This window comes from Janthinobacterium sp. HH102, from assembly GCF_001758625.2.
Lineage (GTDB): Bacteria > Pseudomonadota > Gammaproteobacteria > Burkholderiales > Burkholderiaceae_D > Janthinobacterium.
In genome coordinates, this window is sequence record NZ_CP062062.1 from 4852789 (window position 1) to 4875015 (window position 22227).

Genomic DNA, 22227 nt, shown 5'->3' on the forward strand with positions numbered 1-22227 from the left:
CAACCTCATAAGTGGTTTCAGTATAAAATCCCGCTTACATGCATGGCATGAATTAATTTCGCCACATCCAGTCGATATTTTCATGTCGCGCCACTGCCGAGCACCCTCTTGGATATCCGTTCCCTGCGCTATTTCGTCGAAACCGTGCGCCTGTCGAGCTTTACGCAGGCGGCCGAATCGCTGCACCTGACCCAGTCGACCATCAGCAAGATGGTGCGCCAGCTGGAAGACGAGGTGGGCGCGCAGCTGCTGGTGCGCGACGGGCGCAAGCTGACCTTGACGGACACGGGCCGCATCGTCTACCAGCACGGCCAGGAAATGCTGGCAAACATGCGCCAGCTGACCCTGGAAGTGCGCGACACCCAGGCCTTGCAGCGCGGCAGCCTGACGGTGGGCATCCCGCCCATGATCAATGTGCTGTTTACCCCTGTATTAAAAGCCTTCCGCGCGCGCCATCCGCACATCAGCCTGACCCTGCAGGAAGACACGGGCCAGCAGATCGAACGCAAGGTGGCGGCCGGCGAGCTGGAAATCGGCATGACGGTGCTGCCGGCAGACCCGGAACTCGACCTCGTAGCCGTGGAAGTGGCCAGCTACCCGATCTGGGCCCTGGCCGAGCCGGGCACGTTCCAGAAAAACCGCACGACGCTGCCCTTCAAGGCGCTGGCCGAGCTGCCGCTGGTCTTACTCAAGGATGATTTCGCGCTGACGCGCAGCCTGCGCCAGCATTTCGCGCAGGCGGGCTTCGCGCCAACCATCGCCGCGCAGAGCGGCCAGTGGGACTGGCTGGTGGCGATGGCGTCGGCCGGCCTGGGCGTGGCCCTGCTGCCCGAGCCGTTCATCCACCGCCTGGCCGGCGAACCGTTGGAGACGGTGCGCATCGTCGAGCCGGAAGTGGCGTGGCAGGTGGCGCACGTCTGGAGCGGGCGCTATCTGTCGCACGCGGCGCGCGCCTGGCTCGAGGTGTGCCAGGACGTGCTGGGCACGCAATTCGCGCACTGACGTAAAAAAGGGTGGCCGAGGCCACCCTTTATGTTGATAACGCTACCTTGTTTACTTGGCGTCGTCGCTGTACATGCTCGCGTACTTCCAGCCGAAGTACAAAATAAACGTGTAGCACAGGGCCGGCACGAGGAACGACAGTTGCAGGTTGATGTGGTCGGCCAGGAAGCCCTGGATGAACGGCACGATGGCGCCGCCGACGATGGCCATGCACAGGATGCCCGAACCTTGCCCCGTTTGCGCGCCCAGCTTGTTCAAGGCCATGCTGAAGATGGTCGGGAACATGATGGAGTTGAACAGGCCGACGGCGATCAATGCCCACATGGCCGTGTGACCGCTGGAGAACACGGCGACGAGGATCAGCGCGATGACGACGGCGGCGTTGAAGGCCAGGGTCTTGCCCGGGCTGACATAGCGCATCACGGCAAAGCCGACGAAGCGGCCCAGCATGGCGCCGCCCCAGTAATAGCTGACGAAATAGGCGGCGTCTGCGTGGCTCAGGCCCGCGATGTGGCTCTCGCCCAGGAAGTTGATCAGGAAGCTGCCGATGCTCACTTCACCGCCCACGTACAGGAAGATGGCCAGCGCGCCCAGCACCAGGTGGCGGTGCAACCAGATCGAGACCTTGTTGCCGTCCTGCGCCAGGGCGGCCGCATCGTCGGCATGCGAAATCTTCGGCAGTTTGGCCAGCGCGAACAGCACGGCCAGGATCACCAGGGTGGCGGCCAGTACCAGGTACGGGCCTTGCACGGAAGCGGCTTCCTTGGCGCGGTAGGCCAGTTGCTCGGCCGCCGGCAGCAGGTCGAAGTGCTGCACCGTCAGCACGGTGCCGGACAAAATCAGCATGCCGCCCAGCGCAGGCGCCACGGTGGTGCCCAGCGCATTGAACGCCTGCGTCAGGGTCAATCGGCTCGACGCCGTCTGCGGGTCGCCCAGTTCCGTCACATACGGGTTGGCGGCCACCTGCAGCACGGTGATGCCGGCCGCCAGGATGAAGAAGGACAACAGGAACAGCGCATAGCTGCCGGTCGAGGCCGGGTAGAACATGGCGCAGCCGGCGGCGGCGATCAGCAGGCCGGCGACGACGCCGCGCTGGTAGCCGATTTTCTTGATCAGCATGCCGGCGGGCAGCGAAACGATGGCGTAGGCGCCAAAGAAGCAGAACTGCACCAGCATCGCCTGGACATAGGTCAAGGTGTAGATCGAGCGCAGATGGGGAATCAGCACATCATTGAGCGAGGTCAGCAATCCCCACATGAAAAACAGGACCGTGACAATGATCAGGGCGCCTGTATTGTTTTGCGTGCCGGCCTGCGCGGACTGGACGCCCTGGCCTTGCTTTACGTATTCCATACCTTCTCCATTTTTCAATTCCAAGTTGATCTTGCCAGGCATGGAAGCGTTTCCACCCGGGCAGCACCAGGACGCGCAAGCGCCACGCAGATATCAGCGTGGGCCATGACTGCCATCAACGAAATGGGGCAGGCTTGGCGCTTCTTGCGCGCGGCAGGCGCACGGCCGACCGTTTCTCGCCAGAATGATGTCTTGTGAGCGCGGCACGCCTGCGGGCTGCGTCTGAAAACAACATTCGGGACAAAACAGTCTTGTAGTAAAACTACGGTACAGCGCCCGCATTATGCCTTAAAGCCCCGTATTGCGCAGCTTTCCCGCCTGTTATTTCAAAATTGAATAGCTGACATTTGAAATCAAAAGTAGCCTTATAACTTGGAATCGCTATACTTATATTGCAGTGCAGCACAACGCGGCACGCCACATAAGGAGTCTGCCATGTCTACCGCATTTACCTACCACACCACGCAAAACAGCAATATCGTCGCCACCCTGGTCCACGCCGCAAAACGCGTCGGCGCCTGGCTGAACCAAAGCAGCGACCGTCGCGAGCGCGCTTACGAAGAAGCCTACCTGGCCGAATCGACCGACCGTTACGATCTGGAATACCGCATGCGCGAACTGGCCCGTGCCAACCCGCAGCCAAGCTGGATGAGCGGTCTGAGCCGTTAAGAGTGCAGTAGTACCCAGCCACTCATCACAGCCCGTCATCGGCTGTTGCAACATCGATAGCGCCATCCTGCTCGCCTTGCGCTTGAGCACAGGATGGGCTATACAGGCGGGATGCAAACGCCCATTACCATCCTCGCCATCGCCGGCAGCCTGCGCGCCGCCTCGCTGAACACCGCCCTGCTGCGCGCCATTGCCCAGCTTGCCCCGCCGTCATTCGACATCCGCATCCATCCGGGAGTCGGTGAACTGCCGCTGTTCAATCCTGACCTCGACGCCGACAGCCTGCCCGCCGTGACGGGTCTGCGCGACGCCATCCTGGCGGCCGACGTGCTGATGCTGGCCAGCCCCGAGTATGCGCACGGCGTGAGCGGGCCCATGAAGAATGCGCTGGATTGGATGGTGGGAAATGAATCGTTCATCGACAAGCCGCTGGTGCTGCTGAACGCCTCGCCGCGCGCCACGCACGCGCAGGCGGCCCTGCGCGAAACGGTGCGCACCATGTCGGCGCGCTTGATCGACGAGGCCTGCATCAGCCTGCCCCTGCTGGGGTCGGGACTCGATGCGGACGGCATCGCCGCAGACCCGGCATTGCGCCGGGCCATCCTCGATATGTTGCAGCGCATCAGGTCATTTTCATGACCGTCTGCACGTTTTACTATCAATTCATCTAGTTTTACTACGTACTTCTACGGACCGCTCAATGCGGGATCATGCCGGTGAACACATAGGCTTGCAGCATGGTGATGATGCCGATGATCACGGCAAACAACAGGCTGTGCTTCAAGGTAAAGCGGAACAGGTCCGATTCCTTGCCCACCAGCCCCGTTGCCGCGCAGGCGACGGCGATCGACTGGGGCGAGATCATCTTCGCCGTCACGCCGCCCGTCGTATTGGCCGCCACCATCAAGGTGTCGGACACGCCGATCTGGTGCGCCGTGGTGTTTTGCAGTGAGCAGAACAGGGCGTTCGACGACGTGTCGGAGCCCGTCAGGAAGACGCCCAGCCAGCCCAGGAATGGTGAGAAGAACGGGAATGCGGCGCCGCTGCCGGCCAGCAGCAGGGCCAGCGTGGACGACATGCCCGAGTAATTGGCAACGAAGGCAAACGCCAGCACCAGGCCGATCGACAGCACGGGACGGCGCAACTCCGCCACGGTTTCCACGAACGCCTTGACGCCATCGCGCGGCTTCATGCGCAGCATCAGCATCGACAATACGGCCGTCAGCAAGATCGCCGTGCCCACGGCCGACAGCAGATCGAGCTTGAACACGGCGTCATACGCCTTCGGCTCCGCCACGATGGGCATCGTCTTCATCACCAGTTTATCGAGATAGGGCACGTGGATCTTGATGACCAGGCCTGACAGCGCGCCGCCGGCGGCAAACAGCGCCTTGAAGCCGGGCAGGCTCCACACGGTGACGATGGCCGTCAACAGGCCGAACGGCGCCCAGGCACGCATGGTCTGCACCGTCGTGTAGGGCGAAGCGGCGCGGTTGCCGCCGCCGCGCAGGTCCGCGGCACCGCCCGCGCCGCCAAAACCGGACAGCGCGGCCGTGCCGCCGCCGACGGCATGCGCCACTTTCGCATTCTTCGGCTGCCACACTTTCAGGAACAGGGTCAGCGAGACCAGGCTGACGAGGGCCGAGGTGATGTCCGGCAGTTCAGGGCCGATATGGTTCGACGTGAAATACTGGGTCACGGCAAAGCTCAAACCCGTCACCAGGGCGGCCGGCCACACTTCGCGCACGCCGCGCAAACCATCCATCATGAAGACCAGCCAGAACGGCACCAGCAGCGACAGCAACGGCAACTGGCGGCCCGCCATGGCGCCGATCAGGAATGGGTCGATGCCCGTCACCTGGCCCGCCACGATGATGGGAATGCCCATGGCGCCGAAGGCCACGGGCGCCGTATTGGCGATCAGGCACAGGCCAGCCGCGTACAGAGGGTTGAAGCCCAGGCCCACCAGCAGCGCCGATGTGATGGCGACGGGCGCGCCGAAACCGGCCGCCCCTTCCAGGAAGGCGCCGAAGGCAAAGCCGATCAAGAGCACCTGCAGGCGCTGGTCGTCCGTCACCGACAGCACGGAGGCACGGATGATCTCGATCTGCCCCGTCTTGACGACGATTTTATACAGGAAGACGGCCGTGACGATGATCCAGGCGATGGGCCACAAGCCATACGCAAAACCGTAGCCGGCCGCCGCCAGCGCCTGCGGCACGGGCATGCCATACGCGAAGATGGCCACCGCCAGCGCCAGCGCCAGGGTGACGGCGGCCGCCACATGTCCCTTGATGCGCAGCGCCGCCAGGGCGATGAAGAAGAAAATAATGGGCACGGCTGCCGCCAGCGACGACAGCCACAAGCTGCCGAGCGGTGTATAAAGTTGGGTCCAGGTTTGCATGTCGGGTCTCCTCCGGTGGATGCGGGTTAAGTAAAAAACGGCTTTTGATGTAATTGTGTGCAGCGTGTTTTTTGCGGTATGGGGGGGGCGTCGCTATTCTTCCTGCCCCCGTGCGTTGAGCAGGTCGGCCAGGCTGCGCGGCGCCGGCGTCAACGGCTTGCGGTGCTGCGTCCAGCCCAGTTGCGCGCGCGGCGTCAGCAGCCGCAGCCGCGTGGCGGCCCAGCGGAACAGGCGGTAGCTGGCGGGGCGCGCGAAGGCGCCGCTCCAGAAGCGCCAGATCAGGCTTTCGCCGCGGCTGAACTTGGCCCCCTGCCCGCGCAGCGGATGCGCCACCTGTTCGTCAGGATTGCGGTTCGCCTCCGTGCGCAGGCGCACCAGCAGCTGTGGAATCGGGATGCGCACGGGGCACACTTCGCCGCAGGCGCCGCACAGGCTCGACGCGGTGGCCAGGTCCGCCGTCGCGTCCAGCCCCAGCAAATGGGGCGAGATGATCTTGCCGATCGGTCCCGGATACGTGGTGCCGTAGGCGTGGCCGCCAATGCGCGTATAGACGGGGCAGTGGTTCATGCAGGCGCCGCAGCGTATGCATTGCAGGGTGGCGCGCAGCTGCTCGTCGGCATAGGCCTGGCTGCGGCCGTTGTCGAGCAAAACCAGATGCACTTCGCGCGGGCCATCTAGTTCACCGGCGCGGCGCGGGCCGGAAATCAGGTTGAAATACGTGGTGATGGCCTGGCCCGTCGCCGAACGCGTCAGCAGGCTGGCCAGCGGCACGATGTGTTCGAGCCTGGCCACCACTTTTTCCATGCCCATGATGGCGATGTGGACCTCCGGCACGGACGTCGTCAGCCGGCCATTGCCCTCGTTTTCCACCAGCCACAGGGTGCCCGTGTCGGCCGCCGCAAAGTTCACGCCCGACAGGCCGATGTCCGCCTCAACGAAAGCCTGGCGCAGGGCGCGTCGGCCCGTCTGGATCAGGCTGTCGACGTCTTCCGTGTAGGGCGCATCGGGAATGTGCTCGGCGAACAGGCCGGCGATGTCGGCCTTGGTCTTGTGGATCGCCGGCATGACGATGTGCGACGGCTTTTCGCCTGCCAGCTGGACGATGTACTCGCCCATGTCCGACTCCAGGCAGCGCATTCCGCGCGCTTCCAGGTAGTGATTGAGCTCGATTTCCTCGCTGGCCATCGACTTGCCCTTGATGAAGCGCGTCGCCTGGTTGCGCTGTGCGATGGCGTGGATGATGGCGTTGGCCTGCTCGCCATCCTCGGCCCAGTGCACCTGCACGCCGGTCGCTGTCAGCCGCTCCTCCAGCTGCACCAGCAAATCGGGCAGACGCGCCAGCGCGTGCCGGCGTACGGCTTCGCCGATGTCGCGCAGGCGTTCCAGCTCGTCGCCGTCGGGAAATTGGGCGCTGCGCTTGTCCTGTAAAAAATCCATGGCGCCGCGAAAGCTCTGGCGCAGTTTCGGGTCGTCCAGCGCGGCGCGGGCGCGCGCATGAAAGTCCGCCGGCTTGACGAATTGCAGGGGCTTGGCGTTCATGGCTGGCCTCCTTCGTGGGCTGGCAAGTCGTCGATGATCAATACCCACAGCCAGCGCGGGCCATGCGCGCCATACGCGAGGGTTTGCTGGATATCCGACGTTTTCGAGGGCCCCGACACCAGCACCAGGTTGGCCGGCATGCCGTCCGCCCAGCGTTCGGCGCGCGCCGCCGCGTGCAAGTCCACGTGCAGGCTGCTCGCATACACGAGGCAGATGTGCAAGGGCGGCGCCAAGGACACCGTGCGCGGCGTGGCCGCATCGGGCGCGATGACCAGGGTGCCCGTGGCGGCGATGCCGGAGCGCGCGACGGTCAACCCCGCGTCGACGGTGTCGAACAGCTCTCCCTTCCACTGCGCCAGCGGACGGTCAAAAGACAGCGCTGCCACGCCCTGCGGCAAGGCGGCGTGCAAGGCCTGCCCTTCGGCGCTGCCGGTATCGAGCAGCAAACGGCGCACGCCGTGTTCACCGAGGCGCTGCGCCAGCAGGGCCGGCCAGGCATCCGCGCTCACGCAGTCGACTTCCGCGTGCGCAGCGCGCAAGGCTGCCTGCATGGCGGCTATCCTGTGCCGTGCCGGCAGCGGCGCGGCAGCGCGACGGGCCTGGTAATGATTGTCGATGGCCGTATCGATGGCATTCACCGCTTCGGGCGCCGAGGGCGCGGCGGCGCGCAAACGCCCCAGCATGCGTTCGCGGGCAGTCAATGCCGTACTCATGGCGCGCCTCCCGTGCGGCGCCACAAAAAGCTGGCCAGGTGCTCGACGGGCAGCGGTGCGCCCTGGTGCTGGGCGGCGTGGCCGATATTGAGCAGGCAGCCGCAGTCGGCCGAGACCAGCCGGTCGCAGCCCGTGGCGCAGGCCGAAGCGATCTTGTCGCTGACCATGGCGCCGGAAATGTCCGGATGTTTTAGTGAAAACGTGCCGCCGAAGCCGCAGCATTCCGATTCGCGCTGGTGTTCGATTCGCGTCACGCCGGGCAAGGCGTCGACCAGGGCCACGCCGTGGGTGCGCGTGCCCATTTCGCGGCGCGCCCCGCAGGAGGTATGCAGCACCACGTTTTCATCGGCCTGCCCGGCGCCGGCCAGGGCCGGGCCCGCCAGGTCAAGCTGCAGCACGCAGACGAGAAACTCGCTCAGTTCGTACACGCGCTCGGCCAGTTCCAGCGCCTTGGGACCGGCCACCGGGTCGTCCTGGAACAGCTGCGGCCAGTGGTGACGCATCATGCCGGCACAGGAACCGGACGGCACGATCACGGGCCAGGGCTGCGCAAACAGGTCGAGCTGGGCGCGCGCCACGGCACGCGCCTGTTCCGGGTTGCCGCTGCTGTAGGCGGGCTGGCCGCAACAGCTCTGGCCGCGCGGATAATGCACCAGCAAGCCTTCCCGTTCCAGCAGGCGCACCGCGTCGAGCCCCGCCTGCGGCACGAACAGGTCGACCAGGCAGGTGGCGAACAGGTACACCTCGTGTGGTGATGGCGGATAGTGGCGCGGCTGGCGCGGGTCTGGCTGCATGAGTGTGTCTCCAGGCGCTCTGTGTGTTGCTGCGGCGCCGCTGTATGTTGTTAAGAATGACCGGTTCACGCATAATTCCAGCTTCCGCAAGCCACTTCAAATTGCTCGGACCACTTTAAAACAACACCGGAAGACATCGATGGCGACAGGCATGCAAACGCGGGGCAGGGTCGAGATGGTGATGCGCAGGCTGGAGACGGCCCTGCTGGACGGCAGCTTGCCGGCGGGCGCGCAATTGCCGGCCGAGCGCCTGCTGGCGCTGCAATATGGGGTCTCGCGCAACACCGTGCGCGAAGCGGTGCAGCGGCTGGCGGCGCGCGGCCTCGTGCGCAGCCGGCGCGGGGCCGGCGTGTTCGTGACCGATCAATTGCGCACCGGCATGGCGTCACCGTGGAGCCAGCTGGTGGCCGACCACCCCGCCCTGCGCGACGACATCCTGGAATTTCGCCGCGTGCTGGAAGGGGCGACGGCCTATTTCGCGGCGCAGCGGGCCAACGGCGACGAGCGCGCGCAGATCATGGCGCTGCTGGCCGAACTGGAGCAGGCACGCGCCAGCGACGACAAGCACGGCGAGGCGCAGGCCGACGCGCGCCTGCATGAAGTCATCGCGCAGGCGTCGCACAACACCATGTTCCTGCACTTGCACACCAGCATCATCGGCATGCTGCGCGAACACATCACCATCAATGGCACGGGCTTGCGCCAGCAGGACGACGCGACCTCGCTGCAGCTGCTGTCGCAGCACCGCACGCTGTGCGAGGCCATCTGCGCCAGCCAGCCCGAGGAAGCGCGCACGGCCATGCAAAGCCACATCGATTTCGTGCGCACGCGCGTCACCAGCGATGACGACTGACGCCACTGGTAGGACCACAGTCCATGGCCACAGCGGCGGCGAAAGCTGCTAACATCGCGCGCCGCCATTGACTTCCTCCTGCCATGACCGTCCTCGTCCACACCCACCCGCTGGTGCTCCAGCTGGAAAACGACTTGCTGCCCCTGTTCCGCGCCGCCCTGCCCGCACTCGCGGCGGCGGCCCCACGGGCGCTCGCCTCCGTATTCGCCTTTTCCAGCGGCACGGCCAGCGCCTTCCACGATTATCATTTCGGCATTTCCTGCCTGCTCGAGGACGTGCCCGACAATGCCCCAGAAGAAGTCGCCCTGCTGGTCAGCGTCACGGGACTCGAGTCGGGCGCCCGGCTCAGCGCACAGGTCGTCTGGGGCCAGCCTTCGGGCCGGGTGGAAACGCAGGCCGAACTGTCGGCGGGCGACCTGCCTGCCTTGCACGCGGCCCTGCCCGGCTTGCTGGCCAGCCTGCAGGAGGCAGCCAGCCGTAGCGGGCCGCGAATGTAACAAGCGCATGTGACAGGCACATGAAAAAGTGCCGGGAAACAACAACTTACGTTTTCCGTAGCGCAACTTTGTTGACTTCCACTAGTCCCAACCCCTATCCTTTCAGTTAAGTTTAGCGAGAATATCTGCCCGTTCATGCGAGCCTGCAGGCAGGGTCCGCCTTGCCTCCACAAAAGTCCATTCCGCATTTTTATTGCAACCATCAGGGCAACGTGCCTGGACGGCCGCTGCCAGCAAATACGGAGCTGACTGCCATGCCATCGCACCACTATTTTCCTGGAACATCCTTGCTCGGCTGCCTCTTCCTGCTGGCCGCCCTGCCCGTGCAGGCGCAAAACACGGACAGCCCTGCCGCCACCTTCAGCGCCAATGCCAGCCTCACTTCCCAGTACATTTCGCGCGGCTTTCGCCAGACCTGGGGCAAGCCGGCGCTGCAGGCGGGGGCCGACTACGCGCACCCGAGCGGCTGGTCGCTCGGCACCTGGGCTTCCACCGTCAGCGACCGCTACATTCAAGACGCCACGGTCGAATGGGATCTGTACGGCGGCTACAGCGGCACGGTGGCTGAACTGGGCTACAGCGTGCTCGCGTATTACTACAAGTATCCGGGCGCCGTCTACCGCGCCACAGGCGTCAAGTATGACTATGGCGAACTGTCGCTGGGCCTCAGCTACAAGATGCTGTACGCCAAGTACAACCATACGGTCACGCCGGACTTCTTCGGCATCACGCATGCGCGCGGCACGGGCTACCTGGACGTGGGCGCAAATGTCGACCTGGGCAATGCCTGGACCTTGAACCTGCACGCCGGCAATGGGCGGGTGGCGGGCACGGGCAATGCCATCTGGAACTGGCGTGACGCCAAGGTGGGCGTCACCAGGGCCTTCGACGGCGGCTGGAGCGCCAGCGCGGCCGTGACGCGCGCCTGGGGCGCCACCGACGCCTACGACCATTACACGCTGGGCATCCCGAATGCGGCCGGCCAGTTCGACACGTCGAACCCGGCCGCGGCCACGCTGGTCGTGGCCATCAGCAAGACGTTCTAGGCGCGCCACCCGCGACGCCCATGGCACCGATACCCCTTCCCATCAAGGAATAGCATCATGCAACTCTCACTGAACAGTAAAATCTGCGTCGCCGCCACCGCGCTCGCCGTCCTCAGCCTCGGCGTCACGGCGGCGGTGATCGGCTACAAGAGCAGCGCCAGCGCGGAAGCGGCCGCGCTGGACCTGGCGCGCACGTCGGCGCGCGAAGTGGCCGGCGCGCTGCAGGCGCGCATCGCCAGCAACCTGTCCAGCGTTTCCAGCCTGGCCGGCGCCATGCGCGGCACCAAGAGCGCCAGCCTGCCCCTGCAGCGCGAGCAGATCAATGAACTGACCAAGGCCACCCTGACCAGCTCGGAAGACTTGCTGGGCGCGGCCGTGACGTGGGAGCCGAACGCGCTCGACGGCAAGGATGCGGATTTCGCCAACCAGAAGCCGTACTACGACGCCAGCGGCCGCTTCATGCCCTACTGGACGCGGGGCGCCGGCGGCAAGCTGCAAGTCGAACCCATCGTCTTCGACCCGAAACCGGGCGCCAACGACTGGTATGACGTGCCCAAGCGCACGGGCAAGACTTACTTTACGGAACCGTACATCTACCCCGTCGACGGCAAGAATGTACTGATGGCCTCGCTGGTGGCCCCCATCATGATCGACGGCGGCTTCAAGGGCGTGGCCAGCGCCGATTTCATGCTCACGCGCCTGGCGAAAATCCTGGCCGACCTGAAAGTGATCGAGGGCGGCAAGCTGGCCCTGATCTCGAACGGCGGCCTGTACGCGAGCCATCCCGTGCCCGAGCGGCTGGGCAAGAAGGCCGACGACGTGCCTGCGGCCGGCCTGGAAAAAGTGCGCCAGGGCCAGCCGTACGAATATGAAGACGGCCAGGGCTATATCCATTTGCTGCAGCCGCTGCAGATCCACCCCGATATCGCGCCCTGGAGCGTGGAACTGAACTTCCCGAAAAGCGTCGCCATCGCCTCGGCGCGCGACCTGATGATCTATACACTGATCGTCGCCCTGCTGTGCGCGGCGGCCACGGCCGGTATTTTGATCCTCGTCGTCAACCAGCTGACGCGCCCACTGCGCACCCTGGGCCGCACCATGACGGACCTGTCGAGCGGCGACGCCGACCTGCGCGTCAAGCTGGAAGTCAAGGGGACCGACGAGCTGGCCGTCATCGGCAAGGGTTTCAACGCCTTCGTGGAAAAGATCCATGCCGTGCTGCTGCAAGTGCAAGCCAGCGCCGACAACGTGGCCCGCGCCAGCGCGGAAATTGCGCAAGGCAATAACGACCTGTCGGCCCGCACGGAGCAGCAAGCCAGTTCGCTCGAAGAAACGGCCGCTTCGGTGGAAGAACTGACGGGCACCGTCAAGGAAAACGCCGACCATGCGCGCCAGGCGAATCAACTGGCCGCTTCCGCATCGAGCGTGGCGCAGAAGAGCGGCGAAGTGGTCGGCAAGGTCATCGAAACGATGACCTCGATCAACGACTCGTCGAACAAGATCGTCGACATCATCAGCGTGATCGACGGCATCGCCTTCCAGACGAATATCCTGGCCCTGAATGCGGCCGTGGAAGCGGCGCGCGCGGGCGAACAGGGCCGCGGTTTCGCCGTCGTCGCCACGGAAGTACGCAATCTGGCGCAACGCTCGGCGGCGGCGGCCAAGGAAATCAAGCTGCTGATCGACGATTCGGTGGGCAAGGTCGCGGCCGGCAGCAAGCTCGTCGATGAAGCGGGCGCCACCATGGAACAGGTGGTCGACAGCGTGCGCAAGGTGACCGCCATCATGGCCGACATCAGCGTCGCCACCAACGAACAAAGCGACGGCATCGCCCAGGTCAACCAGGCGCTGGCGCAGATGGATGGCGTGACGCAGCAGAACGCGGCCCTGGTCGAGGAAGCGGCGGCGGCCGCCGAAAGCCTGCAAGACCAGGCCAGCCATCTGGCCGAGGTGGTCAGCGTGTTCAAGCTGGGCGAGCAGGTGCGCCAGACGGCGCCGACAGCAACGCCGGCGGCAGCCGTGGCAACACCACGCGCCGCGCCGCCAAAGACAGCATCACCGGCCAAGCGCCTGACCGTTGCCAAGCCCCCAGCGGCACAGCACGCGCCGGCCAAGGCACCGGCAGGAGATGACTGGGAAGAGTTTTAAGCCTGCCTTGCCTGGTCATTGCACTCTATCCTTGATGTAAATCAAGTGGCAAATACATTCGGTGAGAATTGCCCCTGAGCCATCCTTTTATACTGTTGCCGCGTCTACGGCACGCATGTTTGCCGGCATAAAAGGATGGGCATGAAAAAAATCGTAGCAGTATTATTGACATCAAGTACCGCACTGCTGGCTGGCTGCGGCGGTGGCGGCGGCGGCGGCGGCAGTGATGCAGGCAATGTCAATGCCGGCTCGACGCTGGCGCCCTACGTCGGCACCTGGCAAGCGCCATGCGACGAGCATGAACGCCAGACCATGGTCGTCGCAGCCAAAGCCGACGGCAGCGGCGCGATGGAACTGACCTCCACCACCGAAACCTATCTCAAGACCGGCTGCAGCGGCACCTTGCTGGGCACGGAAACCATGACCGCGAAAATCACGGCGACACCGGATGGCGTGGCTGACGTTCTCGTCAAACTGACGGAGAATGGGGCCGCGAGCAACGTGCGCATCGACAAACTGAACCTGTCCATCCCCGCCTATAGCTTCAACGTCACGGGGCCCGGCGTGCAATACGTGAAGAAAGATGGCAAACAGCAATGGTGCATCGAATATGAAGGCGGCTCCACTTGCCTGCTCGACGAAGGCACGCTCCCCGCGCAAACCATCAAAGGCGGCATCGTCTTGCGTGACAACACCCTCTACACCTTCTCGCACAACGGCAGCAGTTACGTGCCTGACATGCTGTATGTAAAAAAATAGGCTCAGTCATCGGCAAGTAGGGGAAATGACGGAATCTTCCCTTGGCGGTGCTGTCTGACTCTGCATATTCACCATGCGACTGGCTGCGGCCGTTTCACGGCGTGGCCACGCGCTACCTGCCGAACTACCTGGGCTGGCGCTGAATACCCGACGCCAGGCGCATCCGTTCACCAGAAACGTTACTGAAGGCAACACTGGGAGCGTTCCCACACCTGACGGTGACATAGCCCAAAAATAAACGCACGAGTAGCCGTGGGGCCGCCCGGCCCCGCAGCTTGGCGCGGCGGCGCCATCTCGCCCACCGCCTCGTAGACTCGAGTCCGTTAGCGAGCGTATGTGTAGAATCGAACATACTTTGCGTAAATAGAAAGCTATTCTGTTGAAAAACAGGAGCTTGCCATGTCGTCCCACGCTTTCCCCCTGCCGTCCCACGCTGCACTGAGCGCCCTGCTGCAGCAGCAGGACAGCGCCTTTCTCCCCATCGAAGGCTTGCGGCGCCTGCGCGATGCGGGCTTGGACCAGCTGCCCCTGCCCGGCCACGGCGCCACCCTGCTGCGCTGGCAAATGCTGGCCGCCATCGCCGCCATCGACCTGTCCCTGCTCAAGCTGTATGAGGGCCATACCGATGCGCTGGCCATCCTGGCTGAAATCGACGGCCCCGGCGTGCCGGCCGGCAGCAGCTGGGGCGTATGGTGCGCGGAAATGCCGGGCGCGCGCGTGCAATTGCAGCAGGCGGCCGATGGCCGCTATGTGCTTGATGGACGCAAGGCTTGGTGCTCCGGTGCGCATGGCCTCAGCCATGCCTTGGTCAGCTGCTGGAATGAGGACGGCCAGGCTTGCCTGGCCTCGGTAGCCCTGTCGCAGCCGGGCGTGCACGTCACGGACCAGGGCTGGCAAGCCGTCGGCATGGCCGCCTGCGCCAGCGTCGAGGTGACCTTTTCCGCCGCGCGCGCCTTTCCCGTGGGCGCGCCGGGCGCATATCTGGCCCGTCCCGGCTTCTGGCATGGCGGCGCCGGCATCGCGGCCGCCTGGTACGGCGCCGCCTGCACCATCGCCAGCCACCTGCACGCACGCGCGCAGCACGCCGCCCCCGATGCCGTGCGCCTGGCTCAGCTGGGCCAGATCGACTGTGCGCTGCGCGCCGCTGGCGCCCTGCTGCGCGAAGGCGCTGCGGAAATCGACGCCCATCCGCAGCGCGACGCCATGGGACTGGCCCTGCGCCTGCGACTGGCCGTGGAAGATACCGCCACGCTGGCCCTGCTGCTGACCACGCGCGCGCTGGGCGCCGGCCCCCTGTGCCGCGATGCCCGTTTCGCGCGACTGGCGGCCGACCTGCCCGTGTTCCTGCGCCAGAGCCATGCCGAGCGCGATCAGGCCGTGCTCGGCGGTATTGTCGCCGGCGCCGAAGACCATCCGTGGGCGCTATGACATGCTGACCCTTGCCGATACGCATGCGCGCCGCATCGAAGGTTGCGGCACGCCGGACCATGTGTGGCAATCCTGGCCGGGGCTCAACGAGCTACCCGCAATCAGCGCCCACGCCCTGGTGCCGCTGGGGGCGCGTGCCGTCATCGTCGCGCCCCATCCCGACGATGAAATCCTCGCCTGTGGCGGCTTGCTGCAACTGCTGGCGGCGCAGGGCAGCGAACTGCTGTTCGTCGCCGTCACCGACGGCGACGCCAGCCACCCGGGCTCGCCACTCTGGCCGCAGGAACGCCTGCGCCAGGTGCGTCCGCAGGAATCGGCGCTAGCGCTGCAGGCACTGGGATTGGCGCTGCCCGCGTGGCTGCGCCTGCACCTGCCCGATGGCGGCGTGGCCGGCAGGACGCCGCAGCTGAGCGCCACATTGGCAGCGCAGCTGCGGCCCGGCGACATCGTCTTCACCACCTGGCGCCTGGATGGCCACCCGGACCATGAAGCGTGCGGCTGGGCCTGCGCTTCGGCCTGCTCGGCCAGCGGCGCCACCCTGGTGGAAATGCCCGTCTGGGGCTGGCACTGGGCCGTGCCGGGCGACGCGCGCGTACCCTGGCACCGCGCGCGCCGGCTGCCATTGCCGGCCCCCCTCCTGCAGCGCAAACGCGCCGCCCTGCGTTGCTTCGCCAGCCAGATGCAGGATGACCCGTCGACGGGCAGCCCCGCCATCGTGGCAGGCGACGCCTTGCAGCGCCTGTTGCACGCGTGGGAGGTGTATTTTCTATGAGCGCCATTTCCACGCCCGACGACCAGCGCCGCAGCTATTTCGAACAACTGTATCGCCAGGATGCCGACCCGTGGCTGGTGCGCCAGCGCTGGTACGAGGAGCGCAAGCGCGCCCTGTTGCTGGCCAGCCTGCCGCAGCAACGCTACCGCCACGCATATGAACCGGGATGCGGCAATGGCGAGCTGACACTGGCGCTGGCACGGCGCTGCGAGCGCCTGCTGGCGGCCGACCTCTCGGCCGAAGCGCTGGGGCTCACGCAGCAGCGGCTGCTCGACGCCGGAGGCGGCGGCAACGTCAGCCTCGCGCAGCACCGGCTGCCGCAGGACTGGCCGCGCATCCTGCCCGGCGCCGACAAGTTTGACTTGATCGTCCTCAGCGAGATCGCCTATTACCTGTCGCCGGAAGAGCTGGCGCGCGTGGTCGAACACTGCATCGCCAGCCTGGCGCCGGGCGGCAGCATCGCCCTGTGCCACTGGCGCGCGCCATTCGCGCAACGCATCATCTCGACCGTGCGCGTGCATGCGGCGTTCGAGGATGCGCCCGGCCTGCACCGCGTGCTGCGCCACGAAGAGACCGACTTCCTGCTGGGGATCTGGTCGAACGATGCGCGCTCGGTGGCGCAGCGCGAGGGCTTTGCATGATCGGCGTCGTGGTGCCCGTACATGACGAGGAAGCGTGCCTGGATGCCTGCCTGGAGGCATTGCGCCTTGCCGTCACCTGCCCCCGACTGTCCGGAGAAGCGGTGTGCATCGTCATCGTGCTCGACGCCTGCAGCGACCAGTCGCAACGCATCGTGCTGACGCACGCCATGCAGACGGACCTGCGCTGGCGCCTCGACTGTATCGCCGTCAATGTGCGTAACGTGGGCAGCGCGCGCGCCGCGGGCGCGCAGGAGCTGCTGCAACGCGGTGCCCGCTGGCTGGCCTTCACGGATGCGGATACGCGCGTCTCGCCATCGTGGCTGAGTACACAGCTGGGCCTGAATGCCGATGCCGTCTGCGGCACGGTGGCCGTGGACGACTGGTCGCCGCACGGCGACAACGCCGGGGCGCTGCTTGCCCACTTCAGCCGCACCTATACCGATGCCGACGGCCACCGCCACATCCATGGCGCCAACTTCGGCGTGTGCGCCAGCGCCTACCTGCGCGCCGGCGGCTTCGCGCCACTGGCTTGCAGCGAAGACGTGGCCATGGTGGCCGCGCTGCAAGCGTGCGGCGCGCACATCGCCTGGAGCGCCGCGCCGCGCGTCACCACCAGCGCCCGCCGCCATGCCAGGGCACGGGGCGGCTTTGGCGATACCTTGCAGCAGGTGGTGGCGGAGATGGAAGCGTCACCACACCTGACTTAGAACCTGTCCCAGCGGATGCATACATCCCCTGGGACAGGCTCTTAGCGCATCGCCTCCTGCAAGCCCGGCGCAAACTCGGCGCCATGCTTGACCTGCGCGGTGGATGCCTTCAGGGTGGCCCCGATCGGCTCGGCGCGGCCCGCCAGGCATTGCCCCAGGAAGTTTTCCGTCACGGCATTGAAGGCGATGTTGTTGACGGGCCGGGCAAAGCCATGGCCCTCATCGGGGAACAGCACATAGGTGACGGGAATATTCTTCGCCGCCATGGCCGCCACGATCTGGTCCGACTCAGCCACGTTGACTCTCGGGTCGTTGGCGCCCTGGCCGATCAGCAGCGGGCGCTGGATGTTCTGCGCAAAGTTCAGCGGCGAGCGTTCCTTGAGCAGCGCCTTGCCCTCTTCCGTGGTCGGGTCGCCCATGCGTTTGTAGAACTGCTGCTTGCCCGCTTCCCAGTACGGCGGGATGGTTTGCAGCAAGGTAAACAGGTTCGACGGGCCGACGATGTCGACGCCGCAGGCAAACGTCGTCGGCGTGAACGCCATGCCGGCCAGGGTGGCGTAGCCGCCGTAGGAGCCGCCCATGATGGCCACCTTGTCGGCGCTCGTCACGCCGCTTTTCACCGCCCATTGCACCGCGTCGAGCAAATCGTCATGCATCTTGCGGCCCCACTGCAGGTCGCCGGCCGAGATGAACTGCTTGCCGAAGCCCGTCGAGCCGCGGTAGTTCACCGACAGCACGGCATAGCCGCGGTTGGCCAGCCACTGATGGTAACCGTTGTAGCCATAGGTGTCGCGCGCCCACGGTCCGCCGTGCACCAGCAGCACCATCGGCACCGCCTGCGTGGCCTTGCCGCCGGCGCTCGCCTTCGACGCCTGCGGCAGGGTCAGGTAAGACACGAGGTTCAGGCCGTCGCGCGCCTTGATTTGCTGCGGATACATGCGCACCAGCGGCGCGCCTTCCAGTTCCGGACGCGTCACGTACAGCCGCGTGAGCTTTTTGGTCTTGCGCTCGTATATCCAGCTCGATGGGGGCGCCGTGACGGCATCGACATTCACCAGCCATTTATCGTCGGCATCCGTGCGCGAGGTCACCGTGAACTGGCCCTGGGTATTTTTCTTCAGGAAGTCCAGGTCGGCATTCAGGTCGTCCGCCAACGGCAGATATTCCTGCTGCAGATAATTGACCGTATAGGCCTGCACCCGGCCCGTGCGCGTGTCGTACAGCGCATCGGCGATGTCGGCGCGCGGGTCTTGCGCCATGACCGTGGTCTTGCCGCTGGCCACGTCCTGCGCCAGGAGCGCCGAGGTATTGCGGCCGCGCGAATCGGTCCAGTACAAGGTCTTGCCGTCGACCGTAAACGCCAGCGGCGCCGTCGTCTGCGAGTCTTCCAGACCGACTTCGGTCAGCGGCGTGCTCTCGACCTTGCCGTCCGTCAGGCGGAAATACTGCATGCCGCCATCGGCGCGCGCCTTGCTGGCGATACGCAAATTGAGCAATTCATCGGCCAGGTAGCCGCCATAGCCATCGTTCTGCTGCACCAGGGTCAGCTTGCCGCTGGCCAGGTCCAGGCTGTACACGTCGTGCCAGCGCGCATCGCGGTTATTGATGCCGACGAGAATCCGGTCCTTGACCTTGCTGCTGATCTGGACGATGCGCACGCGCGTCTTCTCGAACGGCGTGTAATTGATCTGCTTGCCAGTCGCCACGTTCACGCCGTACAGCAGGAAATTCTCGTCGCCGCCCTTGTCCTGGATGAACAGCAGGGTTGTCGAATCGGGCGACCAGAAGCTGCCGCGGATGGGCCGCACCTTTTCGTCCGTCAGCGGCCGCGCCTGCGCCAGATCGCCGGCCGGCGCCACCCACACATTGAGCACGCCATCGCGCGGCGCGATCCACGACAGCCACCGTCCATCGGGGCTGAGCTTGCCGCCGGACTTGCTGGGATTGCCGAACAGCTTGGTGCGCTCGATCAGCGGCGTTTCCTTGACAGGGGCTTGGGCATGCGCCGGCAGGGCGCTGGCGAACAACAGGGCAGGCAGGACATAGCGAATCATGGACACCTCATGGTTGTGGGATGAAGGAAAACATAATCATGGTGCATGTGCCAGCAAATCATAGGTCAAAGCCGTGCTGCCAGGTTGATGACAGCGACAGGGAACGAAAATCGGGGCACAGGATGGTGGAAAGGAGGGATGAACTGCATAGCAGATGATGCATGCACGCATGGCGACGGCGGACAGTTCGGATGTGGCTTACGTTCAACCGTGCAGCACCGGGGCAGCGGTCGCACCGTGCTGCGGCAGCTCCACGCGAACTTTTAAAGCGATAACGAGAGCGGCGAACAGCATCACAACGCCAGCAATCATGAAAACGCCTGTCACGCCACCAAAGCCGAACATAATGCCACCCAATGCAGCGCCGGCAGCTATTGACGATTGCACCGCAGCGACGACCATGCCGCCTGCTGTCTCCGCTTGATCCGGGACAGCACGGGCTACCCAGTTGGACCAGGCGACAGGTACGCCGCCGAACGCCAGGCCCCACAGAGCGACCAAAAACATCAGGCCTGTTCCTTGGACTGGCAGCAGGATCATGCCGAATGCCGCCAAGCCCACCAGCGCAGGCATGAGCACTAAAGTGGCACGCAGGCTACGCTCCATTAGCCAGCCGGCCAGCAGCGTGCCAACGAAGTTGGCGACACCAAAACCCAGGAGCATCAGAGACAAACCATTTACATCTATATGGACAACGCTTTCAAGAGCGGGGCGAATATAGGTGAACAATGCATATTGCCCGGTATGGGCCAGCACGCAGCCCAACATCCCGATCCCAATCCCCGGGCGACGGAGCAATCGCAGCACCGATGTGGTACGCGTCATCGTGCGCGGCGCCATACGGGGCAGCGTGAACAATTGAAACAAAAGTGTCAGCCCTCCGACAGCCGCGGCTGCTATAAATGCACTGCGCCAGCCATATATCCCCCCTAAGTAACTGCCCAGCGGTACGGAAACGACCGTCCCGACGGCGATGCCACTGAATATGATGGATAGCGCTCGCGGCACCAGCATTGCCGGCACCAGTCGCATGGCCACGGCTGCCGCCATGCTCCAGAAGCCTCCTAACGCGACGCCCAGAAGAATGCGCATCACCAATAATACTGTCAAGCTTGAGGACAACGCCACCAGCAAGTTGGAGGCGATCATCAGCACCGTGAAAGCCAACAAGACGACACGCCGGTCAAAATTACGCGTTAGAACTGGCACCGACAGCCCGGCGAACATGGCCACTACGGCCGTCACCGTCACTGCCTGACCAGCTAGTGCCTCCGATACGCCAAGATCGAAGGCCATCGGGGTCAGCAGACTGGCTGGCAGGTACTCCGCCGTCAGTAAACCGAAAACCCCCATGGCCAGGGAAAACACTGCCATCCATGCCGCTGTCGCTGGCTCTAGAACAGACACATCGTTCGCGTTGGGCGTTTGCTCGGTAGCAAAAACATCGTTGTTCATCTCTAAAATCCCTAAAACAATCGGAGTCGAAAGTCTAGAGGTAAAATGCAGGATGATCTATGATGGCAAGTCCGGATGTTTTGATCGAAACACCTAAAATGAGCAAGCAAAATCAAATTTTTCCATTATCTAATCTCGTCAATGAACTATTGACAGGCATGCGCCTGCGTGGAGTCCAGTACCGGCGTATTCAGACCGGTCCAGTTTTCGGCATAGGCTTTGAAGACAAGCCAGGCCACGCCTACTTCCACTTCCTCGCTGTTGGCACTGCCTTCCTGTGTACCGATGATGGTGAGTTGCATAAGCTGTCCGCCGGTAGCGCGGTGTTCATGCCTCACGGCAGGAGACATCAGCTTCTATCGGATGCGGGTATTGCATTTCAGGACATCGAAAAGTTCGATGTCGCGCCCCTGGGTGAATCCGTTAGCGGAGTAGACACATGTCCCAGTACGCACCCCGTGCCCAGTGCAGTTATTTTTTACGGCTGCATGGAATTCGATCTCGGCGGGATGCAAGGGATCGGCAAGCTGATGCCAACTGTCATGGTGGCCGACACGCAAGCGCAAGGCTATCCCGGGTTGCTGCCTGTTCTTGATTCAATGAAGCGTGAAATCTGTGCCGGCCGTATTGGATTCGCAGGCATTCTGGCTCGCCTGGCGGAGGTCGCGGCAGCAATGATCGTGCGCGGCTGGATTGAATGCGGTTGTGAAAACGCTTCCGGTCTCCTCGCCGCCTTGCGTGATCCGCGCCTTGCTCGCGCCATATTGGCGCTGCACCGCCAGCCTGGTCGTGAATGGACAGTTGCGCAGTTGGCTGCGGAGTGCCATATCTCCCGCTCTGTTTTCGCCCAACGCTTTGAAACCACCATCGGGGTGCCGCCCCTGCGCTATGCCACGGAATTGAGAATGCGCCTTGCCAGACAATTGCTCACTCACGAAAGAGTGTCCATCGACGTCGTCGCCCGACGCCTTGGCTATACATCGCAAGCCGCGTTCAGTCGTGCTTTTAAGCGCGTCATCGGCAAGCCGCCGGGTGCCTGTCGGCAAATGCTTTGAGGAGAATAGCTGAGGGAAGCGCTGATCAATCCATTTTTCAGCGACATTGGCGCGCGAAGTGGCCGGACAGCACATCGATCAAGGGCATTTCTGGACTGGACGATTTGACCAGGATCATCGCGCAGCAGAATGCTTATGTCGAGCCCCATAACCGCACGGTGCGTTACGACTGGTTGGCCCATTATTTGTTTGAAACGCTCGAGGATATCGAGGATTTTGCAACCCGCTGGCTGTGGACTTGCAATCACGACCGGCCCAACATGGCACTTGGCGGCATCACGCCAAAACAGAAGCTTGCCATGGCCGCTTAAGCTCTACTTTTAACGCGCTCAAAAAAT

20 protein-coding genes and 2 pseudogenes are annotated in these 22227 nt (G+C 64.3%); 15 read left to right on the forward strand and 7 right to left on the reverse strand.

The window, feature by feature from the left end; translation table 11 throughout:
- Nucleotides 1-108 precede the first annotated feature (108 nt).
- Entirely contained in the window at nt 109-1002 is an 894-nt protein-coding gene (locus JAB4_RS22165; RefSeq protein ID WP_070219182.1) for a LysR substrate-binding domain-containing protein, read from the forward strand.
- Nucleotides 1003-1053: 51 nt separating this feature from the next.
- Here JAB4_RS22165 and fucP read toward each other — a convergent pair whose 3' ends face one another.
- Nucleotides 1054-2355 (reverse strand): L-fucose:H+ symporter permease, encoded by a 1302-nt coding sequence (gene fucP, locus JAB4_RS22170; protein WP_070219209.1) that lies wholly within the window; start codon nt 2353-2355, stop codon nt 1054-1056.
- A gap of 435 nt (nt 2356-2790) precedes the next feature.
- On the opposite strand from fucP, the gene JAB4_RS22175 reads away from it, so the two are divergent.
- Nucleotides 2791-3024 carry a DUF3563 family protein gene (locus JAB4_RS22175; RefSeq protein WP_080698581.1) on the forward strand — a complete coding sequence of 78 codons (234 nt, stop codon included), beginning with the start codon at nt 2791-2793 and terminating at the stop codon, nt 3022-3024.
- A gap of 111 nt (nt 3025-3135) precedes the next feature.
- Complete coding sequence (locus JAB4_RS22180; protein WP_070219208.1) at nt 3136-3663, forward strand: NADPH-dependent FMN reductase; 528 nt, start codon at nt 3136-3138, stop codon at nt 3661-3663.
- Between the two features lie 58 nt (nt 3664-3721).
- Here the strand turns inward: JAB4_RS22180 and JAB4_RS22185 are convergent, their stop codons facing one another.
- From JAB4_RS22185 to JAB4_RS22200, 4 genes are all read right to left on the reverse strand, one after another.
- Entirely contained in the window at nt 3722-5428 is a 1707-nt protein-coding gene (locus JAB4_RS22185; RefSeq protein ID WP_070219181.1) for a lactate permease LctP family transporter, read from the reverse strand.
- Nucleotides 5429-5521: 93 nt separating this feature from the next.
- Nucleotides 5522-6967 carry a LutB/LldF family L-lactate oxidation iron-sulfur protein gene (locus tag JAB4_RS22190; RefSeq protein WP_070219180.1) on the reverse strand — a complete coding sequence of 482 codons (1446 nt, stop codon included), beginning with the start codon at nt 6965-6967 and terminating at the stop codon, nt 5522-5524.
- Nucleotides 6964-7680, reverse strand: coding sequence for an LUD domain-containing protein (locus JAB4_RS22195; protein WP_070219179.1), 717 nt, complete (start codon nt 7678-7680; stop codon nt 6964-6966). The genes JAB4_RS22190 and JAB4_RS22195 overlap by 4 nt, the downstream gene beginning before the upstream one ends.
- Entirely contained in the window at nt 7677-8474 is a 798-nt protein-coding gene (locus JAB4_RS22200) for a (Fe-S)-binding protein (protein ID WP_070219178.1), read from the reverse strand. Before JAB4_RS22200 ends, JAB4_RS22195 begins: the two co-directional genes overlap by 4 nt.
- Before the next feature lie 139 nt (nt 8475-8613).
- On the opposite strand from JAB4_RS22200, the gene JAB4_RS22205 reads away from it, so the two are divergent.
- The 10 genes and pseudogenes from JAB4_RS22205 to JAB4_RS22250 all read left to right on the forward strand — a co-directional run bounded on the left by JAB4_RS22205 (nt 8614) and on the right by JAB4_RS22250 (nt 17325).
- Entirely contained in the window at nt 8614-9327 is a 714-nt protein-coding gene (locus JAB4_RS22205) for a FadR/GntR family transcriptional regulator (protein WP_070219177.1), read from the forward strand.
- A gap of 83 nt (nt 9328-9410) precedes the next feature.
- Nucleotides 9411-9824 carry a hypothetical protein gene (locus tag JAB4_RS22210; RefSeq protein WP_070219176.1) on the forward strand — a complete coding sequence of 138 codons (414 nt, stop codon included), beginning with the start codon at nt 9411-9413 and terminating at the stop codon, nt 9822-9824.
- A 287-nt stretch (nt 9825-10111) separates the two neighbouring features.
- The gene (locus JAB4_RS22215) at nt 10112-10870 is read left to right on the forward strand and encodes a TorF family putative porin (protein ID WP_083286945.1); all 759 of its coding nucleotides are present in this window, start codon (nt 10112-10114) and stop codon (nt 10868-10870) included.
- A 57-nt stretch (nt 10871-10927) separates the two neighbouring features.
- The gene (locus JAB4_RS22220; protein ID WP_070219174.1) at nt 10928-13018 is read left to right on the forward strand and encodes a methyl-accepting chemotaxis protein; all 2091 of its coding nucleotides are present in this window, start codon (nt 10928-10930) and stop codon (nt 13016-13018) included.
- A 141-nt stretch (nt 13019-13159) separates the two neighbouring features.
- The gene (locus JAB4_RS22225; protein ID WP_139143550.1) at nt 13160-13777 is read left to right on the forward strand and encodes a hypothetical protein; all 618 of its coding nucleotides are present in this window, start codon (nt 13160-13162) and stop codon (nt 13775-13777) included.
- Between the two features lie 80 nt (nt 13778-13857).
- Nucleotides 13858-14004 (forward strand): annotated as a pseudogene (locus JAB4_RS22230) (IS1595 family transposase); the annotation flags it as partial.
- Nucleotides 14005-14176: 172 nt separating this feature from the next.
- Nucleotides 14177-15205: an acyl-CoA dehydrogenase gene (locus JAB4_RS22235; protein ID WP_070219172.1), complete on the forward strand. Its 1029-nt coding sequence runs from the start codon at nt 14177-14179 to the stop codon at nt 15203-15205.
- A 1-nt stretch (nt 15206) separates the two neighbouring features.
- Nucleotides 15207-15977 carry a PIG-L family deacetylase gene (locus JAB4_RS22240; protein ID WP_070219171.1) on the forward strand — a complete coding sequence of 257 codons (771 nt, stop codon included), beginning with the start codon at nt 15207-15209 and terminating at the stop codon, nt 15975-15977.
- Nucleotides 15974-16618: a class I SAM-dependent methyltransferase gene (locus JAB4_RS22245; RefSeq protein WP_070219170.1), complete on the forward strand. Its 645-nt coding sequence runs from the start codon at nt 15974-15976 to the stop codon at nt 16616-16618. The genes JAB4_RS22240 and JAB4_RS22245 overlap by 4 nt, the downstream gene beginning before the upstream one ends.
- On the forward strand, nt 16615-17325 hold the full coding sequence (locus JAB4_RS22250; protein ID WP_070219169.1) for a glycosyltransferase family 2 protein: 711 nt from the start codon (nt 16615-16617) through the stop codon (nt 17323-17325). Before JAB4_RS22245 ends, JAB4_RS22250 begins: the two co-directional genes overlap by 4 nt.
- Before the next feature lie 41 nt (nt 17326-17366).
- On the opposite strand, the gene JAB4_RS22255 is transcribed toward JAB4_RS22250, so the two are convergent.
- Nucleotides 17367-19379, reverse strand: coding sequence for a S9 family peptidase (locus tag JAB4_RS22255; protein WP_070219168.1), 2013 nt, complete (start codon nt 19377-19379; stop codon nt 17367-17369).
- A 204-nt stretch (nt 19380-19583) separates the two neighbouring features.
- Nucleotides 19584-20834 (reverse strand): MFS transporter, encoded by a 1251-nt coding sequence (locus JAB4_RS22260; protein ID WP_070219167.1) that lies wholly within the window; start codon nt 20832-20834, stop codon nt 19584-19586.
- A 59-nt stretch (nt 20835-20893) separates the two neighbouring features.
- Here JAB4_RS22260 and JAB4_RS22265 point away from each other — a divergent pair, with 59 nt between their 5' ends.
- Both JAB4_RS22265 and JAB4_RS22270 read left to right on the forward strand, forming a co-directional pair.
- Entirely contained in the window at nt 20894-21889 is a 996-nt protein-coding gene (locus JAB4_RS22265) for an AraC family transcriptional regulator (protein WP_070219166.1), read from the forward strand.
- Nucleotides 21890-22011: 122 nt separating this feature from the next.
- A pseudogene (locus JAB4_RS22270) lies at nt 22012-22200 on the forward strand (integrase core domain-containing protein); the annotation flags it as partial.
- Between the last annotated feature and the right edge of the window lie 27 nt (nt 22201-22227).

What these genes read in the sequence shown, in the direction of transcription:
- fucP (WP_070219209.1), bottom strand. Translation starts at nt 2,355, where the DNA reads ATGGAATACGTAAAGCAAGGCCAGGGCGTCCAGTCCGCGCAGGCCGGC.
- JAB4_RS22175 (WP_080698581.1), top strand. Translation starts at nt 2,791, where the DNA reads ATGTCTACCGCATTTACCTACCACACCACGCAAAACAGCAATATCGTC.
- JAB4_RS22180 (WP_070219208.1), top strand. Translation starts at nt 3,136, where the DNA reads ATGCAAACGCCCATTACCATCCTCGCCATCGCCGGCAGCCTGCGCGCC.
- JAB4_RS22185 (WP_070219181.1), bottom strand. Translation starts at nt 5,428, where the DNA reads ATGCAAACCTGGACCCAACTTTATACACCGCTCGGCAGCTTGTGGCTG.
- JAB4_RS22190 (WP_070219180.1), bottom strand. Translation starts at nt 6,967, where the DNA reads ATGAACGCCAAGCCCCTGCAATTCGTCAAGCCGGCGGACTTTCATGCG.
- JAB4_RS22195 (WP_070219179.1), bottom strand. Translation starts at nt 7,680, where the DNA reads ATGAGTACGGCATTGACTGCCCGCGAACGCATGCTGGGGCGTTTGCGC.
- JAB4_RS22200 (WP_070219178.1), bottom strand. Translation starts at nt 8,474, where the DNA reads ATGCAGCCAGACCCGCGCCAGCCGCGCCACTATCCGCCATCACCACAC.
- JAB4_RS22205 (WP_070219177.1), top strand. Translation starts at nt 8,614, where the DNA reads ATGGCGACAGGCATGCAAACGCGGGGCAGGGTCGAGATGGTGATGCGC.
- JAB4_RS22210 (WP_070219176.1), top strand. Translation starts at nt 9,411, where the DNA reads ATGACCGTCCTCGTCCACACCCACCCGCTGGTGCTCCAGCTGGAAAAC.
- JAB4_RS22220 (WP_070219174.1), top strand. Translation starts at nt 10,928, where the DNA reads ATGCAACTCTCACTGAACAGTAAAATCTGCGTCGCCGCCACCGCGCTC.
- JAB4_RS22225 (WP_139143550.1), top strand. Translation starts at nt 13,160, where the DNA reads ATGAAAAAAATCGTAGCAGTATTATTGACATCAAGTACCGCACTGCTG.
- JAB4_RS22235 (WP_070219172.1), top strand. Translation starts at nt 14,177, where the DNA reads ATGTCGTCCCACGCTTTCCCCCTGCCGTCCCACGCTGCACTGAGCGCC.
- JAB4_RS22240 (WP_070219171.1), top strand. Translation starts at nt 15,207, where the DNA reads ATGCTGACCCTTGCCGATACGCATGCGCGCCGCATCGAAGGTTGCGGC.
- JAB4_RS22245 (WP_070219170.1), top strand. Translation starts at nt 15,974, where the DNA reads ATGAGCGCCATTTCCACGCCCGACGACCAGCGCCGCAGCTATTTCGAA.
- JAB4_RS22250 (WP_070219169.1), top strand. Translation starts at nt 16,615, where the DNA reads ATGATCGGCGTCGTGGTGCCCGTACATGACGAGGAAGCGTGCCTGGAT.
- JAB4_RS22255 (WP_070219168.1), bottom strand. Translation starts at nt 19,379, where the DNA reads ATGATTCGCTATGTCCTGCCTGCCCTGTTGTTCGCCAGCGCCCTGCCG.
- JAB4_RS22260 (WP_070219167.1), bottom strand. Translation starts at nt 20,834, where the DNA reads ATGAACAACGATGTTTTTGCTACCGAGCAAACGCCCAACGCGAACGAT.
- JAB4_RS22265 (WP_070219166.1), top strand. Translation starts at nt 20,894, where the DNA reads ATGATGGCAAGTCCGGATGTTTTGATCGAAACACCTAAAATGAGCAAG.